Below are 17,535 nucleotides of genomic sequence, written 5' to 3'. Positions count from 1 at the left end.
GCCCTCCGATAGGTTCCGGAGACGATCTCGTCATCCGCTGCGAAGGGCCGCCGCCATGTTCTCCCCCCTCATCTCCAGCCAGCGGCTCCCGGCCGCCTTCGCCCCCTGCCCCGAGGGCGAGATGGTGGTGGTCATCGACCCCGCACGCTCGGAGAAGCTCCCGCTCTCGCTGCTGCGCCTCGACGATGCGGCAGGGATCCTCTCCCTCGCTCCGTACCTGGCCGAGCAGCTGGGCCTCGCCTCCGATGAGCGGCTGGATCGTGCAGGGTTCGAGTCCCGCCTCGAGCAGGCCGGGCTCGAGCTCGCGAGCGCCGACCACCTCTTCCATCTGCCGCTCACCGAGCAGGAGGCGCTGCGTGCAGAGCCGTGGGGTGATCGCACCCGCGAGCTCACCGCCGCCGATGCCGACGCCTTCGCCGAGTTCACCGAGCGGGCCCCCGAGGACGATCTCGACGAGGCCTTCGTCGAGCTCGACCACTGGCTCGTGGTGGGCACCTTCTGTGAGGGGCAGCTGGCCTCCGTCTCGAGCATGTACCCGTGGGGCGGGACCACGATCGCGGACCTCGGCGTGATCACCCTGCCGCAGTTCCGCGGCCAGGGCCTGGGCCGGGCGACCGTGCGCGCGATCAGTGCCGCGGCGCTCGAGCGCGGATACGAGCCGCAGTACCGCTGCGACCTCAACAACGCCCCCTCCGCCGCCCTTGCCCGCGCTGCGGGCTTCGCCCGGTTCGGGCTCTGGGAAGGGCTCGAGGACGGGGACTGAGCGGGGCGTCGTACCGCGGGCGTCACCTCGGTCTCGTCGGCTCTGGTCCTGGTGCTGACGGGCTCTGGACACCCGACGATCCATACCGGCCAATCTGGGCATTGCCGCATCGAAGGAGATGGCACGAGCGCGCCCGAGAATGACCAGCCCCGGTGACTGCAGACCGCACGACTCGCCATCGCGATGCGTGGCCGTTGCCTGAGGACTTCGACCCCCTCTGAGGTACCGAGCCTCGCCCCCGGCGGAGTTCGTGCCACGGAATCTACCCGGCGCGGCGCGGACCGACGGCGCCCCGCGGGTCTGTTCGACCGGTGCACTCAGGCCGTCGAACCGGTCTGCTCGTGCGGTGTGCGCGACCCCTCCTGCACCGCACGGGGGATCCCGAGCGTCGAGGTGACGACCGCCGCGACGGTGAAGGGGACCATGCCCAGGGCGAGCATGGCCGTGCCGGTGCCGGCCGCGAAGGCGACCCCCTCGTGGGTGAGGACCAGCTGGGCTCCGGTCTGGAAGGCGGCGTGGAAGCCGACGGACATCCAGATCGAGCCGGTGACCAAGCGGAGCCAGCCGAACCCGAGCCCCATCACGAGGAACAGGGAGAGGTCCACCGGGTCCCAGCTCTGGCGCAGGAGCGCTCCGAACAGCGTGAACAGCAGCGCCTGGACGAGGATGACCCTCCAGCCCCGGGTGAGCGTCCCGAGCGCATGCGTGACGTAGCCGCGGAACACCGCCTCCTCGGGCACCGCCTCGACGGCCAGCACGGCGAGGAGCAGCAGGAGCACGGTCCGCACCAGGTCGGGCCCCGGAACGGTGAGGGTCAGCGGGGCGCCGAGGAGCCCGAGCACGCCGAACGTCGCCGCCGCCGGTACGCTCCACAGCAGCGCTCCCCAGAGGGCGAGCAGCCACCCGGCGCGCGGGCTCGTCAGCCCGGCGTCATGCATCCGCAGGCCCTGTCCGTGACGGACCAGCCACAGGATCACCGCCAGCGTCAGCGCGCTCAGCGCGCACCCGGCGGCGATCCGGAGCATGAGCGTGGTCGAGTCCGAGGGGTCGGGCGCGGCGGGCAGCAGTGACGGCAGGACGGCGAGCCCCGCACCGAGCGGGAGCATTGCGAGCGCGATCCGCCATGCCGCGGAGGGGATCCCACGGGGTCGCGCGGACGCGGACTCGTCGATCCGTGGCACGGGAGCGGTCGCCTTCCGGTGGTGGGCGCGTCGAGGGGCAGTGCGCCAGGGTGCGACGGAGCCGGCACCGAGGCGACGTCGAGGAGCCTACGGAGCGCGCATGCCGCCGCACCACCTCCGAAAGGAGGGGGAGGCATCATGCGGGGACTGCCTCACCAGAGACCATCACACACTGACGGCTGCGGCTGATCAGCGCCGACGCAGCACCAGCACCGCGTCGACGTGCTCCCCGGGCGCACCATCCGGGCTGGCGGCGGGGCGCCGTCGCTCCTCGGCGACCTCCACCTCCCAGTCCTCGACGGGCCGGGCGAGCTTCTCCGCCTCCGTGTGCACGTCGATCATGCGCTCGAGCAGGAGGGCGGGAGGATTGTGGGCCCACGACGGCGGCGCCGCATGGGAGATGGTCACCAGGTGCCCGCCGGGGCGCAGCGCGGTGGCGGCGCGGCGCAGCACCTCGATCCGCTCCAGTGCCACCTCCGACTGGAAGAACGACGCGGTCACGAGGTCGACGGTGCCCGGTTCCGGCTGCCAGGCGTCGAGGTCCGTCGCGGTGAAGACAGCGCCGTCCAGGCCGCGCGCGTCGGCTTCGGCGCGGGCGCGGCTGACGGCGGTCTCGGAGATGTCCAGGCCCCGGGCCTGCCATCCCTGCTCGGCCAGCCACAGCACGTCCCCGCCCTCTCCGCAGCCGAGGTCGATCGAGGTGCCGGGCTCGAAGCCGCCGACCACGTCCGCGAGCGTGGCGTTCACCCGCCCGGACCAGACGCGCTCCTTGCCGGAGTAGCGCTGCTCCCAGTGCTCGACGGGGGTGAGGGACGGATCCGGGGCGGAGTGGCCGGCGTGCGCGGCGGAGTGCTGGTGCTGGTGTGTGGTCATGGCAGGAGCCTTCCAGACGACGATCGCCCGGGACAGGGTGCGTGCCGGGAGCGCCCCGCTGCGGGGATGCTGTGTTGCGCGCGGCGCACCGCGGGGAGACGTCCGCCACGCCCGGGCATCGGCCGGCCCCGTCGGCCCTTGACCCTGACGCGTTGTCAACGTGTCGACTTCCTGTCATGACTCGCATCGTCCTCCCGTACCTCGCCTCCTATGGAACGTCTCTGCTGGGCAACTCGGTCACTGCGATCGCCCTGCCGCTGCTGGTGCTGTTCACCACGGGCAGCCCTCTGGGCGCCGGAGCGGTGGCGTTCTCCGCCGCGGTGCCGTCGGCGCTCGCCGGGCTGCTGATGGGCTCCCTGGTGGACCGCATCAACCGCCGCACCGCTGCGATCCTCGCCGACGTGATCTCCGCGCTGGCCCTGGCGCTGCTGCCGCTCATCGAGCTGACGATCGGCCTGAACCTGGGATGGTTCATCGCGATCGCGGTGCTGAACTCCTTCGGGGACGTCCCCGGGGTCACCGCCCGCGACGCCATGCTCCCGTCGCTCGCCCGTGCCGGCGGCATCGACCCCGCGCGCCTCATCGGGCTGCGCGAATCGCTCGGCGGAATCTCGATGCTGCTGGGTCCCGCCGCCGCCGGACTGCTGGTCGCCACGCTCGAACCCGTCGCCGTGATGTGGGTGACCGCGGGCATCGCCGCGCTCGCCGCCCTGATCACCCTGCTGATCCCCGCCCGCGCCGCCGCGCACGAGCGGTCCGAGACCCCGGCCGACGGGCTCCGCTCGAGCGCCGGCGCGATGCTCCACGGTCTCCGTCTCATCGTCCGCACCCCGCTGCTGCGCGCCCTGGTGCTGCTGCTCCTGGCGCTCGCGGTGGTGCTCGCCGCCTTCCAGGGCATGGTGATCCCGGTCCACTTCGCGTTCCGGGGTGAGGGGGAGGCGGTGGGCTTCGTGCTCAGCGCCCTGGCCGCCGGAATGCTGGTGGGCGGAGGCCTGTTCGCCGCGGCTGGTGCCCGGCTGCCCCGCCGGGCCTGGCTGATCGCCGGGATCCTGGTGATCGCGGCGGGTCTTGCCGTGCTCGCTACGCTGGAGTCCACGGTGATCGTGCTCATCGGCGCGGCGATCGTGGGCCTGGGGGCCGGGTCCATGAACGCGGTGGTGGGCCTGACCTTCGTCGAGGCGGTCGACGAGGGCCGACGGGGCACCGTGCTCGGCGCCCAGAACGCCATCATGACCCTGGTGCCCGCCGTGGGCATCGGCCTCGCGTCCGTCCTCATCGAGTTCGGCAGCCTGGGGCTCACCGCGGCGGTGCTCGCCGGGCTGTGGCTGCTCACCGTCGTGGCCGCCCTGTTCACCCGCCGCCTTCGCCGACTCGGAACGGAGAGACCCTGATGCGCATCGCCGAACTCGCCGATCTCGCAGGCGTCAGCGTGCGCACGATCCGCTACTACCACCAGGCGGGGGCTCTGCCGGAGCCACCCCGGCGCGCCAACGGGTACCGCGACTACTCGGCCGACGACCTGGTCACGGCACTGAGGATCCGCCAGCTGACTGCATCAGGGCTGAGCCTCGCCGCGGCCGGCGCGCTCGCCGCCGGCCCCTCCCCGCAGGCCGACGAGGAGGTGCTGGAGGCAGCCGACCGCGACCTCGCCACCCAGATCGAGCTGCTCACGGAGCGTCGCGAACGCCTGGCACAGGCCCGCGCGGGCGGGCATGTGGGGCTGTCCCGCGAGGCAGCGGCCCTGACCAACGAGGCGACCGACGTGCCCCCGGCGATCCTGCTCGCCAACCTGTACCGCGACCACGAGCCCTTCCTCCGCCTGGTCGAGGCGCTCACCGAGCCGGGCACGCGCGAGGCGGTAGCCGCCCTGCAGGAGCGTTTCGACGCGCTCGACGCCGACACCCCCGAGGCCGAGCTCGAGGAGCTCTGGGACCGGATCCGTGGGTTCTTCGCCGGACTCGGCGAGGAGCTGCCGTCGCTGCCTCGGGCTCAAGAGCAGCTGCTGCTCGAGCTCGTCGAACGCAGTCTCAACGCGCGTCAGTGCGAGTTCCTGCGACGCCAGGCCTGAGCGGGTCCGCCTCCGGTACAGTTCGGCCACCACCAGCGGATCTCGTGGCCCGTCTCCTCGGCCTACGCCGGCGGACGACGAAGGGACACGCCCGTGACCACCTCCGGCCTCAGCCGCGCCCAGCGGATCGACGCCGCCACCCCGGAGTCCCGCAACCGCGTGGTCGACTTCCTGCGCGCCGCCGCGATCACCGTGGTGGTGCTCGGGCACTGGACGATCATCGCGGTCGACGCCGACGGCGGGATCCTGCCCCACGGCGTGCTCGACGGCGCCGCCTGGACCCACCCGCTCACCTGGGTGTTCCAGGTGATGCCGATCTTCTTCCTGGTGGGCGGCTACTCCAACGCGCTCTCCTGGCGCTCCGCCCGACGGAAGGACGTGGGCTACGCCGAGTGGCTGCGCACCCGGCTGCGCCGCCTCGGCATCCCCCTGATCCCACTGCTGCTGGCCTGGCTCGTGATCAGCATCGTCGCGGTTCTCGCCGGGGCCCCGAACGCCACTGTGCAGATCGCCTCCCAGATGGCGCTGATCCCCACCTGGTTCCTCGCCGCCTATCTGATGGTCATCCTGGTCGCGCCCCCATGCCTCGTGCTGTGGGAGCGGTTCGGGTGGTGGTCGATCGTGGGCGGCATCGCGCTCGCCGGCGCCGTGGACGCCCTCAGCATCGCCGCCGAGCAGCCGCTGCTCGGCTACCCGAACTATCTGCTGGTCTGGGCGGTGTTCCACCAGGTCGGCTACGCCTGGCTCGACGGGCGGCTCGCCGGGTCAGGCCGACGCCTGCTGCTCGCCGCGATCGGACTGGTGGGCCTGCTGCTGCTCGTGCTGGTGGGTCCGTATCCGGTCTCGATGGTCACCTCCGCTGCCGACGAGATCTCCAACTCCAGCCCCACTCGAATCACCATGGCGTTCCTGGGAATGTTGCAGGCGGGTCTCGTGCTGTTGCTCGAGAAGCCGCTCACGGCAACTCTGCGGCGGCCCTGGCTGTGGTTCGTGACCGTGCTCGTGAACCAGCGGATCATGACCTGGTTCCTGTGGCACCTCACCGTGATGGTGGGGGTGGCGCACCTGCTGCTCGCGCTGGATGCCCGGGCGCTGCTGCCCGAGCCGCTGAGCGGGGCGTGGTGGGCGACTCGGCCGCTGTGGGCGCTGGTGCTGTTGGGGCTCACCGGGGTGGTGGTGCTGGTGATGGGGCGGTTCGAGACGCCGCGGGCCGATGCGCGACCTGCACCGCCCGTGTGGATGCCTGTCGTGGCGTCGGTCCTCGTGATCGCCTCGCTCGCGGTGATGGCGTCGGTGGGCACCGTGGGGGAGGGCGGCGTGGCGTGGGTGTGGCCGTTGCTGCCTGGAGTGGGGATGGTGGCGTTACGCGTACTGGGTGCGCGGAAGCGGTCCGAGAAAGACTGAGCGGGATTTCGAGCTACGTCACGCCACGAGGACTGCTGGTCAGTCGTCCGCGGCGCGGACGCCGGGGAAGACTCCTTCGATGATCTTGATCAGCTCAGCCGCTCGTGCACGATCCAGCTGGATTACCTGGCTCGGCTTGGGCTTCGAGACCCTCTCTTGGGAACCGTAGGTTGCGATGTAGAGGAGAGTCTCATCGCCGTTCAGCACTTTCGCCCAACCTGCGTCTGTTTCTTTCTGGTGCACGGATCCTTGGCCGTTGAGAGGGATGAACTCGCGGATGAGCGCCATAGCAATGCCTCCGAGGAAGTGTGGTTCTTACGATCAGTGCGTTCGGACCCGCGGGCCGAGGAAGGCGAGCCCGACGGCGTCGCGGACACCTGAATCATCCAGCGAGGAGAGATCGGTGACCCGCAGCTCGAACTGGATGGCCTTGAGGCCGCCGCGAACCAGGTCGCGTCGGTTCTCGTTCCCGGCAAGGGACCGGATCTGTTCCGCGATGATGCGGGACACCCGATGGTCTGCGGAGAGATTGCGATCCACCAGTCCGACGAGGTCGTCCTCGTACAGAGGCAGATCGGGGTCCGAGAGCAGGTCGCCTAGGATCCAGGACCGCAAATAGGCGCGGTAGAAGATGTTCCGCCGTCCGGAGAGGTAGCGGTCCTTTGGGAGCTTGCCCGAGCTGTCAGGACCGAACCGTCGCACCGCGAGGTCGGGGAGCACCAGGATGGTCAGGTAAGGCCAGATCTCGGGGTTGGACGCCTGACCCCTGCCGTCGGTCTCGAACCAGTCGACGAGGAAGCGACCGGCGGTCGCATCGAACTTCCGGTCGGCGTCGCGCCCACCCTCGGGGACGGCATCCAGGACCTGCTTCAAGGAACGGTGCATCTCGCGGAGGCGGCTCACGTTGACCGGCGTACCTCCGAAGCCGTTGAAGCTGGTCTTCGGGTGGAGCGTTCCATCCGGCAGCGACTTCGGCTGCGATCCACCTTTGAGTCGGTCCTCGAGCTCCTTGAGGGTCACGACGGCCTCATCGCGTGCGAGCTGCGGGTAGATCCTGCTCATCAGGGCTCATCCGTCCTTCCGAAACGCAGGGCCTCACGGGATCGGGCGATCAGCTTCGTGGGCTCCTCCTTGGCCAGTCTCAGCGCTTCGCTGAGCGGCAGTCCGATGTCACGAGCCAGTGCGGCCCCGAGCGCGGCGAGGGTCTCGTGGTCATGCTCCGCGATGTCCTCCATCTGCTGCGGGGGCATCGCATCGCGCCAGTTGGCCAGCCGGTGGAACACGACCAGGTGGATGTCGCTCTGGATCAGGGCGTAGATGTCCTCGGTCGCGGTGCCGTCGAGGATGTCCTCGGCGAGGTGCGAGTCGCTGTTGATGTAGAGACGGATCGCCGAGCTCACGCTGTGCGTCGGGTCGGCATCGAGGCTGGGCTCGACGATCCAGGGGACGTCCCCGCGGCCGGTCTGGGAGAAGGAGATCGCGGTCGTGGGGAACGCCGCGTCGTCGTTCTCGAGCTGGATCTTCACGGGGCTTGCTCGTTGCCACAGCTTCGCTCCGGAGTGGATCGCGTTGTTGGGATCGTTGCTTCCGGTGCGGGCAGGACCCACGATCCAGATGTCCGCGAGGACCTCGACTGCGATGACTCCGCCGTCGATCTCGACCAGGGCTTCCGCGGTCCATCGTCCATCACTCTCGGCGAAGGTCGCCGTTGACCGCCAGGTAGCTCGAGCAGGCAGGCACGTGGCATTGCCGACGAGCATGACGGGTTCCGTGCTCGGAATCCCGGTCTGGGACCAGAACTCTGGAGCGAGCTCGGCTCGGCATCTCAGCACGATGCGCTGCCCGGGCTCCCACACCTCGGATAGGTCCTCGACCGTGGAGACGGGCTCGATCACCTCGAGCTCGGTCGTGACCGTTGTGCGGGCGGGGGCGAGGAAGGGCCTCGACTCAAGAACGGCCATCGATTCCTCCTGCTGTGAGCTCGACACGCAGAGCGCGGCGGGGGGCGCCGAAGAACTTCACCGCGGCGATCTCGTCCGTTCGAACCCGTGCGGAATCGACGCTGTCCGGGACCAGTGCGGGGCTCCAGGAGATGCCCAGCTCTTCGGGAGGCACTCGCTCATGGAGGCCTTCATCGCCCAGGAGGCTCACACCAAGCTTGACCCGTCCGAACGGGCCGTCGCCCTTGACGACGAACCTGATCTCCTGGAGCTGTCGACCCTCAGGGTCCGTGTGCATCAGGCGAGGAGCATCCGCTTCGACGGTCCAGCGCTGCTTCGTGCTCGCTCGGCGGCGACCGGTCGGGCGATCTCTGCCATCACCTGACAACTGCGGCGCCAGGGCAGGGAGGATCGCGCCGAGCCGACGGGAGAGTCCTCCTGTGGAGAGCGATCTGCCGGCGGGCACCGACTCGAAGACCTCGGGCTCGGGGTGGATCTCCTCCGTGATGCGCTGACGCACCCGCGTCTTCGTGTGACGGATGATCTTGGACGACTCGCTGCTGGAGCCTTCAGTCACCCAGTTGTCATGGGCGGGCGGCTCGGCTTCGGCGTAGTACTCGTCGAAGTCATCGGCGGACTTGAAGACGGCCAGCCAGTCCATGCCGGCCGGAGCATCCCGCTGCACCCAGTCCACAGTCGTGACGACCAACTCTGCCTGCCCGCGCATCAGGGCGATGCGCAGCAACCGGGAGTCGTCCCCCCGGGAGGGATCGAGATCATCGAACTCGAGATACGGCTCGATCCCGGGCACTCGTCTGACCACTGCGAGATGGCCGATGACCTTACGATTCCGGATGATCTCGATGACCTTGACCGGCAGCCCCTGGGGCTCGGCCCCGGCCCCGGCACGCGTGGAGCGGATCGCGTTCAAGCCGGCTCCCCAGAGCGAGAGAGCCCCAGTGTCGGCATCGCCGAGATCGACGGGCTCGCCGTTCACGCGCAGCTCCATCTTCATCGGTGCATCCGTCTCGCCGGGTGCGGGGACCATTTTCGGCCAGAGGTTCGCCCGGATCGCGTGGCGGGCGCGACGGGCGAAGTCGGTCTCCATCTCGACGGCGTCGCTGTCGAACCGGTCGAGCGGCTCACCGGTCGACGATTCGTGGTCGTCCTCGTCTGCGATCGTCGGGTCGAGGATCAGGATCGAGGTTCCGGTCTCTCCGTCCTCGAATCCGCGCTCGAAGAGCTTCGCCGCCAGCTCGACGGCCGACGGCCCTATCAGAGGGACGACAGAGTCTCCGTCCTCGGAGGTGGCTCCCCACCAGTGGCGACCGGTGTACTGGATCCCCTTGTCCTGGTAGGACTCGCCGAACGCGGAGACGATCAGACGGTCCTCGATCTCGCCCTCCGGATTCCGACAGCGCGTCCAGTACACGACAGTACCGATCCCGCTGAACGCGAAGGCGGCCGTCTTGCCGAATCCGTAGGTGCCACCGGTGGTGCCGTTGTTGTGCGAGACGCCGAACTTGAGGATCAGGTCCTGGAACCGCGCGGACCGCCCTTTGCCGGTGGGGGAGAGGTCTGCGGGCCCGTCGAGGCCCTTCGTCCCGCGGTCGTAGATCTCGAGGATCCTGAAGTTGGAGCGGCGACTCAGTGTGTTGAGGTCCTTGATGCGGCCTTCGGAGAGGAGCGTCGCGATGTCCTCTCGGAGACGGAAGTCCGTCCGACGGAGGCTGACGCCGAAGACCGGTCTCCCGTTCGGGCGCCTCGCGTCCCAGCTGTTCTGGGCCGTCTCGCGGACCACGACGGCGAGGCGGGAGAGCTCTGTCTTCCCGAGCAACCGATCTCCGCCGGAGGCGTCCATGTCACCGGGAGAGAAGCGCTTCGGGAACCACTGCAGGGGCTGGATCATCAGGTCGGGTCAGAGCTCCTCGAGCACTCGTACGAGCTCGCTCGGAACGAGCTCGCCGGGACAGGAATCGAGCGAGAGTCGATAACTCAGCTCCGACACCCCGCGAAGTGTGGAGGCATCCAACCGGGTCGCCCGGATACCGGGGAAGTCATCCCCTACGACATGGAGTCGCGTCTCCTCGATCTCGAAGCGTCGGCGTCTGTCCTCCTCGCCCGGAGCGTCATCCCCCAGGGTCCTCAGGATCTCCTCGCGGGGCACGCCATGAGAGGTGATGCGATCCGTGAGCTCCTCGACGGACTCCCCGGAGGCGCTGTCCACGACCCTGAAGGCGACCAGATGGAGTTGAGCATTCGTCGGTGGTTCGAGCTGTGACTCGCCATGGATCGTGACGGCAGGGCTTCCGGAACCGGTCAGGGTCTTGACCTCGAGCGCGTTGGTGCGAGCGAAGTCATGCCTCGCCCCCTTCCGGCCTCCCCACGCCGCCAGAGCGGCCTGTGGATCTCTTCGGGCGAGCTGCTCGAGGACCGTGAGCTCGCCGAATATTCCGACGATGCGGTTCCGATCCATCACGTTGCGGGCGCGGGCCAGAGCCGCGCGCCACGACTCGAGCACCTCTATCAGCTCATCGATGCATGGGCGGCCGCTCGTGTCGGATCGGTCGAGCATCTCGCCGACGAGAGAGAGGAAGGTGCGGATCAGCCGAGCATCGAGACACACGATGTCCAGGGCTATTGCGGGGCCGTCGCCGCCGTCAGCTTCCACCCAGGTCGCGCGGAGAACCCGACCCAGAGGGACATCGAACCGTTCGCGATCTTCGGGAAGGTGCGCCATCAGATGGATGAGCCCGACGTGATCCTTCACGAGGATCGCGTCCCGGAGTCGGCCAGAAGGCCCGAGCAGGGTGCTCGCTGACTCTCCCTCTGCGACGTGTTCGACGCGAAGCTTCTCGTACGCCGACTGGACCCGAGAATGTCCTCCTGGCATCAGCCTTCACGCTCCGGCTCGAAATCGCCCTCTTCATCCTTCAGCGTCGTCGGCTCCAGATCGGGGTCCTGATCGTCGAGATCCACGGCCCAGTATTCTCCCGGGTCCTCAGCTTCTGCATGGGGGAAGACCACCCCGAGGCCGATAAGAGGCCCGGCGGAGCCCATCCCGGTCCTCGTCGTCGACTTCGGAGCCGGCTGAGAATCTCCGTCGATCGCATAGAGGAGGATTGTGCCCTCCCGCGGGCGGATCAGTGAGCGAGCGGCCTTCACCGCGCCTGCCGAACTCTTGTCCACAGCGTCCAAGATCTTGATGTCCTCCGCCGTGAGCTGCCCCTGGTCAGCGAGCATCCTGAGATCGAGGAGGTAATCATCTCCAGACATCAGGGCGCGGATGTTGACCAGGTCGGACTCCGGAGGGAGATCCGCGTCGAGGCGGTCCGGCGACCAGTATTCGGGCTTCAGAGGGGTGCGCCGAGATGTGGCGACCGTGATTCCGTCGGCGTACTCATGGATCTTCTCGCCGCCGCCCGAGCCTGAGACGAGGACGAGGTTCCACGCGGCCCCGTCTCCGTGGCGGTCCAGCCATCCGCGCATTCCGTCGGGCTGCAGCCACCTGTCCGTCGGAGCGACCCAGTAGTCCTCGAGGAACTTCACGACATCGTCGTTCGTCAGGCCCTGGAACATGAGTGACGGGTACTTGCGCGAGACATGTGCACCGCGGGTGAGCGTCGGGACGCCCCGGTCGAGAGCCCGTCGAACCAGATCTGCCGCGGCCTGATAGCCGACGTTCCTGCCAGGGGCGGAGCGATCAAGGTAGATCGTCTGCCTGCGAGTGCCGCCGAGCCCGGCACGGACGAGTTTCACGGAGTCCATCTTGTTCTTGCTCGTGATCTCGAGGCGGCCGGGGTGGCTCCTCACCTTGATCGCGAACTCCCGTGGTGTGCGTCGTTCCTTCTCCATCTCGACGACCTCGTCGCGGAGCTGCTTCTCGACCGCCGCGAGGTGCGCATACTCATCGAGAAGCCCCGGCCCCATCCAGACTCGGACGAGGTCGGCGTATCCGGGGCGGAATCCGAACCATCGCCCCATCTGCAGCAGCGTGTCGTAGGAGTTGCTGGAGCGGAGGAAGTAGGAGACCACCAGGCCCTCGAGGGTGAGCCCTCGGGACAGGGTGCCGCCACCGACGGCGATGACGGTCTTGGGACTCCCGGGCTCGTAGATGAGGCGGTCGTCGGAAGCTCCGTTGTCGATCTTGACGACGACCCCTTCGAGAACCTTCTTCGCAATCGGCCAGAGATCCGTCCACTCTGGGACGGTCTCGTCACCGCGCAACGGCGCCGCGTTGTCGATCTCTGTCTCGAAGAGCTCTCGGAAAGTGCCTTCTTGATCGTCAACCTCGAGGGCCATCTCCGAGATGAATTGCGCGATGACCTCCTTGGTGCGCTCATGGACACGGATCAGCTGCGACGTGTGGACCAGCATCGAGGAGTCATTGACGCCTCCCGAACGCATCTCGCGGACGGCGGTGGCGAGGATGAACCAGCGGATGGCCGTTGCCAGTGACTCGGTCATCTCTGGCTCGAACTCGTCGATCTTCTTCGGCTTGGGGGTGAAGACCGACGCCTCGTGCTCCGGAACCTCGTGGGCGAGGCGATGGATCATCTCGTCCTCGTCGTTGCTGAAGGTCTGGTGCACGTCGAAGAAGAGTTCTGACCCCATGTAGCCGCTCGGCTTCGGAAGGACGGATACGAAGTCCTCCGGGTACAGGTCGCCGTCATCGGAGGGATCGATGAAGACGTTCGCGAAGGGAGTCGCGGTGTATGCGACGTAGGTACCCGTCGGCACGGCGGCCCAGAGATCTCGAATCCTCCGATTGATCGTCGAGACGAGGTCCTTGGATCCCATCGTGTTGGGGGTGGCCTGGTCCGACTCGTCGTCGATGATCAGCACGGGGCGATGGCCGAGGAGGTCATCCGGAATGGATCTCAGGAACTTCGTGACGTTGGCCAGTCGCATCTCATGCTTCTTCACCACCATGATGGCGACATTGCTCGTGGTCGAGATGAGGTCTGGGCTGGTGTTCTTCCCCATGTCGGCGTGAGCACCGGTGAACCTGTGCAGCGCGAGGCCGCGTCTGTCGCGAACCGTCGCGAGGTCGAGGTCCTTCTCGAGTCGAAGCTGCGTCTGGACGCGGAGGTTCGTGTACATCCCGGCAAGAACGATGACGATTCGGTACCCCTCATCCACCGCCTTGGAGATGAGACCCGTGAAGTTCGCTGTCTTCCCCGACTGCACGTAGCCGATGACGAGACCCTTGCGCCGATCGCCGACGGCTTTGGGGTTCGCGCTGCGCGAAAGGATCCGCTCTGTCGATGAGTGGATCGAATCGATGGCGGCCGCAGGGAGACCGGACTTCACGAGTCGATCCCTGTAGTCGGGCCATTCGCCGACCTGTGTCTTGGCGCCGCTGTACCAGTCGGGTCGTCCCCCATCCTTGCGGATGAGGCTTCCGACCTTGATCCGTTCGACGCTGTTGCGCTTCTCGTCCTCGTAGGACTCGAAGGCCGTGTGGAACCCGGGAAATATCTGCTCGATGAGCGCGAGGCATTCTCTGTGCGCGACATCCTGGTTGAGCTCGCCGGCTCGGGATCTGAACATCCCCTCGTACGCGGCGAGCGCCTGCTCGAACCGTCCACCCTCCAGTACCACGTCCACCATCCAAGGCCTCCGTATCGTCTCGTCGCGCGCTTTCCCCCAGGTTAGCCAGGTAGTCAGACACTTGGTGACTTTTTCTCATCTCGAGACCGAACGGCAGTGGAGATCTCGGCTGCGACGAGATCCGGATCCTCGTGCTCCCAGAACCGCATCACCTTCCAGCCTGCTTCCTGGAGCCGCCGTGTCGAATCCAGATCGCGTTCTCTGTTCCTGGCGATCTTGGGCCGCCAATACTCCGAGTTCGCTCTCGGCTCCACGTAATGCTCCGAGCATCCGTGCCAGAAGCAACCGTCGATGAAGATCGCGATGCGTGCACGTGTGAAGACGATGTCGGCCCGACGTCGTCGGTCAGAGGCGTCGGCGGGGTGATCGACGCGATATCGCAGACCGGATGCATGCAGTCGGCGACGGATCGCGAGTTCTATCGAGGTGTCCTTGCGCTTGTTCGCGCGCATCGTCCTGCGGGCGTTCTCGCTGCTGGCCTTCGGCGACTTCCGGCTCATGGGGTAGATGCCCTCGGACGTGAACTCAGGAAGCGCTCAGATGGAGGCCCGCTGGGCCCCGGCGGAGCGGGCGACCGCAGGATCGCCTTCCGTCAACTCGCGCTCTCCGCGGATGAGTTCCAGCGGAGGATGTCCGGTGGAATCCTCGTCTGCTGCAGCGGCAGGGGCGAACGCGATGTCGAGGTGCTTCTGGGCTTCCTCCGCGTGCTCGGACAGCTCGTAGGCGAGGGCGAGCTCGTCGGCGTCGAGGCTGGGACGGACGCTGTCGTAGTCGGTGCCGTCCATCGTCCGGAGCATCGCCTCGATCACGACCTGCGCTCCATCCGGCGGCACCGCCATGCCGATCTGCCGTCGGACACTCGGACTGCCCCCGAGGAAGCGGAAGCCGTCAGGGAACGTCTGGAGCCGTGCTCGCTCCCGGTTCGTCAGCGCCCGAGGCTCTTCCCAGTGGTACATGTGGGTTCCGCCGCCCCCAGAGCCGGTCACCGTGTAGGACGGCTCATCAGCGGACAGCCGGCGGTAGATGTTGCTGAGCGTCACGCCCTTCACATTGAGCCTCAGCGAGGGATCCTCGAACTCTGTGTTGAAGGCGTTCTTGCCCGGTGCGATCGCATTGAGTCGATCGACAACGCTCTGCCGATGTTTGATCTGGTGGTTGTTGTACGCATCAGGATGGATGGGATCCGTCTCGATCACGTCGCGAGCGGTCGTCTGCTGCCATTTCTGGGGCGTTGTGGGCGCGGGGACCTGGAAGCCCTTCTGGAGCGTCCGGCGCACATCCTTGCGGATGCCGGTGATGATGAATCGGTGACGCCGCTGGGGGAGTCCGTACTCCTCGAAGCGGTACAGGTTGGCGACGAGCTCGTACTCGAGGTCAGGGTCCACCGCCTCGGCCTCGGCCCCGTAGAACTCTCGGAAGTTCCCGTCAGTACGGGCGGCGCGGCCGGGCCGGCGGAGAGCGGAGAGGATCTTCCCGAACGCCATGCCCCCGTTCGCTCGGGACAGACCGGAGACGTTCTCGGCGACGAACCAGTCGGGTGAGTGAAGAGCAAGGGCGTGGACGCCGTAGGTGTAGAGGGCGCCGTAGTCCCCTTCGAGCCCACGATGCTCGCCGACGGTGCTGAAGTCGTTGCAGGGGAAGCCGAAGGCGAAGGAGTTGAATTCCGGCACCTGCCGCAGGTCGAACTCACGGACGTCCGCGGTGAAGACCGAGTCCTCGCTCGCACCACGGATGTTCCGCCTGTAGGTGTCCGCGGTGTCGGGGTGGTACTCGACCGCCCAGCCGTGCGAGACCGACGAGCCGCCCTCACGCGAGATCTGCGTACTGGCCCGCTCTGCGCCGAGCGCGATCCCACCGGGACCGCTGAACATCTCCCCCAGCACGTAGCTCGGCACGAAGCACCTCCACTGTTCTCATCTCTTGGTTCTGCAGCCTATCCCGAACTCGCTGGTCCTGCTGGGCTCGGAACTCAGCGGTGGATGGCCGCTCCACTGTTGGCAGCATACTCCTTCGTGCCACTGACAAATGATAGAAATGGCCAGGCCAGGCCCGGATGGTGAGCATCCTCAGTCTTGCGACCGCAGAGGGGCGGCTCGCGTGTGCAGGATGGAGCGATGGCTCGACGTGCCGAAACGAACGGAGTCGAGAATCGGCGAGACGCAATATTGGAGACAACCATGGGCACAGCGTCTCAGCGGCGTCCATGGCCATTTGTTCTCGGCGGGGGCTCTGGAAATCGTGCTCGGTGGAGGGGTTGGCGCACGCCGTCGACAGGAACACACGCATCGTCCCGGCGCCACGGCTGGCCAGCTCGCCTTACGGCTGCAGTCGCTCCTGGCGAGCTTCCTCGAGAGTGGTCCCCGCCGCGGGTTCGAGACGTGGACCCCAATGCTCTCGGCCACGATATGGCCGGTGATTGCGGCGGCCGCATCCCCGTCGACCAACTCGGACGCGGCGCCCTGGGCTAGCGGGCCCGGGCCGGCGTCACCGTGCCCAACGATAGCGTCGTGGTCAACAACGACAACTGGGATGTGCCCGCCATCGAGTGCACTCCACAGCTGAGCAACGTGGACATGCAGTACCGGAAGCTCGGCCACATGGCCTCGCAGGCGCTGCTGAGGATGATGAACGGGGAGAGGGAGACGGGTGTGGTGACCCTGCCTGTTTCCTGGTGGTGCGGGAGTCCACGCTCGGGGCGTGAGGGTCGGGGCTGAGTGCCCGCAAGTTCCTCAGGACTTCACGCTCGGCCGGCTCCCAACGGCAGTTCCGTCTCTATGAGCACCGCTGAGCAGGGGGTCCAGGCGCCGCCGGATCGCTTTGATCCGCACTCTGAGCATCTACGGGTGTGGATGGCGTCCGCGGCTACTCCTCATCAGACTCGGCATCGAGCTCTGTGAGGACGGTGCTTTCGTAGTTCTTCTTGTCCTTGCCGTACATCCACGCGAGGATGTCGAGCACCCGTATCCGGGAATAGCGCTCGCCGACGCCCGCCTTCTCGGCGAGCTCGGAAAGCTTCTTGTCGAGGCTGGAATTGTCGAGAGTCAAAGCGGTATGGAAGTGGATCCAGTACAAGCTCGTCGTCGGCAGGCCCAGGACCCGCGCGATCACGCTGTCCCAGATTGGGATCAGCCGGGGCCTCTTGCGGGCGAGCAGCTTCGATGTGCGAGTAGGGCCCACGCCTTGAATTCTATTGACCAGTTTCCAGGCGGGGTTCAACCCTTCGTCGCCGTTCAAGGTTTTCACCTGATCGACGGTGAGTTCACCGAGATCTCGATCGGGCTCGAGTCCGAGCACTCGCGCAAGCTCATCGCTTTCCTTGTCTTTCTTCGTGAGCTCGTGAGCCATCTGGCCGTTCAGCGTCACCGACAGCAAGGACAGCGACGCGACATCGCTGATGTCGAATCGATCGGGATGTGCGGGGCCAGTGTGCGTCAGCTCGTGGAAATAGGCACCGGTGTAGGCCCCGCCCTCGGAGTACGTCTTGAGGTAGTCCAAGAGCTGCTCTTCGTTCGCAGTATCGAGGACGTGCTGACGGAATGTCTGGAACTCGTCGGGAAGCGCGGCAGTCACAGTGGTTCTCCTTGTGAAGTTGTAGCGGCGTCGAGGGAAGCACAGAGATCGAACGCTCACAACGAGTCTAAGATCAATCCCTGACGTCCGGAGCGATGACGCTGCATCACCCGCGACTTCCGA

15 protein-coding genes and 1 pseudogene are annotated in these 17,535 nt (G+C 67.3%); 5 read left to right on the top strand and 11 right to left on the bottom strand.

The window, feature by feature from the left end; translation table 11 throughout:
• Positions 1 to 55: 55 nt before the first annotated feature.
• Positions 56 to 763 (top strand): GNAT family N-acetyltransferase, encoded by a 708-nt coding sequence (locus tag VF289_RS10225; RefSeq protein ID WP_330883701.1) that lies wholly within the window; start codon positions 56 to 58, stop codon positions 761 to 763.
• A 317-nt stretch (positions 764 to 1,080) separates the two neighbouring features.
• On the opposite strand, the gene VF289_RS10220 is transcribed toward VF289_RS10225, so the two are convergent.
• Both VF289_RS10220 and VF289_RS10215 read right to left on the bottom strand, forming a co-directional pair.
• The gene (locus VF289_RS10220) at positions 1,081 to 1,944 is read right to left on the bottom strand and encodes a CPBP family intramembrane glutamic endopeptidase (RefSeq protein ID WP_330883698.1); all 864 of its coding nucleotides are present in this window, start codon (positions 1,942 to 1,944) and stop codon (positions 1,081 to 1,083) included.
• 189 nt (positions 1,945 to 2,133) lie between these two features.
• Complete coding sequence (locus tag VF289_RS10215; RefSeq protein WP_330883696.1) at positions 2,134 to 2,817, bottom strand: class I SAM-dependent methyltransferase; 684 nt, start codon at positions 2,815 to 2,817, stop codon at positions 2,134 to 2,136.
• A gap of 176 nt (positions 2,818 to 2,993) precedes the next feature.
• Here VF289_RS10215 and VF289_RS10210 point away from each other — a divergent pair, with 176 nt between their 5' ends.
• The 3 genes from VF289_RS10210 (at position 2,994) to VF289_RS10200 (ending at position 6,289) form a co-directional block, all read left to right on the top strand.
• On the top strand, positions 2,994 to 4,208 hold the full coding sequence (locus tag VF289_RS10210; RefSeq protein ID WP_330883694.1) for an MFS transporter: 1,215 nt from the start codon (positions 2,994 to 2,996) through the stop codon (positions 4,206 to 4,208).
• On the top strand, positions 4,208 to 4,885 hold the full coding sequence (locus VF289_RS10205; protein ID WP_330883692.1) for a MerR family transcriptional regulator: 678 nt from the start codon (positions 4,208 to 4,210) through the stop codon (positions 4,883 to 4,885). Before VF289_RS10210 ends, VF289_RS10205 begins: the two co-directional genes overlap by 1 nt.
• A 93-nt stretch (positions 4,886 to 4,978) precedes the next feature.
• Positions 4,979 to 6,289, top strand: coding sequence for an acyltransferase family protein (locus VF289_RS10200; protein ID WP_330883690.1), 1,311 nt, complete (start codon positions 4,979 to 4,981; stop codon positions 6,287 to 6,289).
• Positions 6,290 to 6,328: 39 nt separating this feature from the next.
• On the opposite strand, the gene VF289_RS10195 is transcribed toward VF289_RS10200, so the two are convergent.
• The 8 genes from VF289_RS10195 to VF289_RS10160 are packed head-to-tail and all read right to left on the bottom strand — an operon-like array spanning position 6,329 to position 15,737.
• Positions 6,329 to 6,577, bottom strand: a complete 249-nt coding sequence (locus tag VF289_RS10195; protein ID WP_330883688.1) for a hypothetical protein — start codon at positions 6,575 to 6,577, stop codon at positions 6,329 to 6,331.
• 33 nt (positions 6,578 to 6,610) lie between these two features.
• Positions 6,611 to 7,351 (bottom strand): hypothetical protein, encoded by a 741-nt coding sequence (locus VF289_RS10190; protein WP_330883686.1) that lies wholly within the window; start codon positions 7,349 to 7,351, stop codon positions 6,611 to 6,613.
• Positions 7,351 to 8,250, bottom strand: a complete 900-nt coding sequence (locus VF289_RS10185; protein WP_330883684.1) for a hypothetical protein — start codon at positions 8,248 to 8,250, stop codon at positions 7,351 to 7,353. The genes VF289_RS10190 and VF289_RS10185 overlap by 1 nt, the downstream gene beginning before the upstream one ends.
• The gene (locus tag VF289_RS10180; protein WP_330883682.1) at positions 8,237 to 10,138 is read right to left on the bottom strand and encodes a hypothetical protein; all 1,902 of its coding nucleotides are present in this window, start codon (positions 10,136 to 10,138) and stop codon (positions 8,237 to 8,239) included. The genes VF289_RS10185 and VF289_RS10180 overlap by 14 nt, the downstream gene beginning before the upstream one ends.
• A gap of 9 nt (positions 10,139 to 10,147) precedes the next feature.
• Positions 10,148 to 11,122, bottom strand: a complete 975-nt coding sequence (locus VF289_RS10175) for a PD-(D/E)XK motif protein (RefSeq protein ID WP_330883680.1) — start codon at positions 11,120 to 11,122, stop codon at positions 10,148 to 10,150.
• Positions 11,122 to 13,842: a Z1 domain-containing protein gene (locus tag VF289_RS10170; RefSeq protein WP_330883678.1), complete on the bottom strand. Its 2,721-nt coding sequence runs from the start codon at positions 13,840 to 13,842 to the stop codon at positions 11,122 to 11,124. Before VF289_RS10170 ends, VF289_RS10175 begins: the two co-directional genes overlap by 1 nt.
• A gap of 53 nt (positions 13,843 to 13,895) precedes the next feature.
• Positions 13,896 to 14,342, bottom strand: a complete 447-nt coding sequence (locus VF289_RS10165; protein WP_330883677.1) for a very short patch repair endonuclease — start codon at positions 14,340 to 14,342, stop codon at positions 13,896 to 13,898.
• A 36-nt stretch (positions 14,343 to 14,378) separates the two neighbouring features.
• Positions 14,379 to 15,737 (bottom strand): DNA (cytosine-5-)-methyltransferase, encoded by a 1,359-nt coding sequence (locus tag VF289_RS10160; RefSeq protein WP_330883675.1) that lies wholly within the window; start codon positions 15,735 to 15,737, stop codon positions 14,379 to 14,381.
• Between the two features lie 591 nt (positions 15,738 to 16,328).
• Between VF289_RS10160 and VF289_RS10155 the strand changes: the two are divergent.
• A pseudogene (locus VF289_RS10155) lies at positions 16,329 to 16,556 on the top strand (substrate-binding domain-containing protein); the annotation flags it as partial.
• A 148-nt stretch (positions 16,557 to 16,704) separates the two neighbouring features.
• Here VF289_RS10155 and VF289_RS10150 read toward each other — a convergent pair.
• Positions 16,705 to 17,412 (bottom strand): DUF6308 family protein, encoded by a 708-nt coding sequence (locus VF289_RS10150; RefSeq protein WP_330883673.1) that lies wholly within the window; start codon positions 17,410 to 17,412, stop codon positions 16,705 to 16,707.
• Positions 17,413 to 17,535: the final 123 nt, after the last annotated feature.

Origin of the sequence: Brachybacterium sp. (assembly GCF_036379615.1) — a bacterium.
Taxonomy (GTDB): domain Bacteria; phylum Actinomycetota; class Actinomycetes; order Actinomycetales; family Dermabacteraceae; genus Brachybacterium.
Note: the sequence above shows the minus strand (reverse complement) of the source record. Positions and strands in the feature narration are given on the sequence as shown.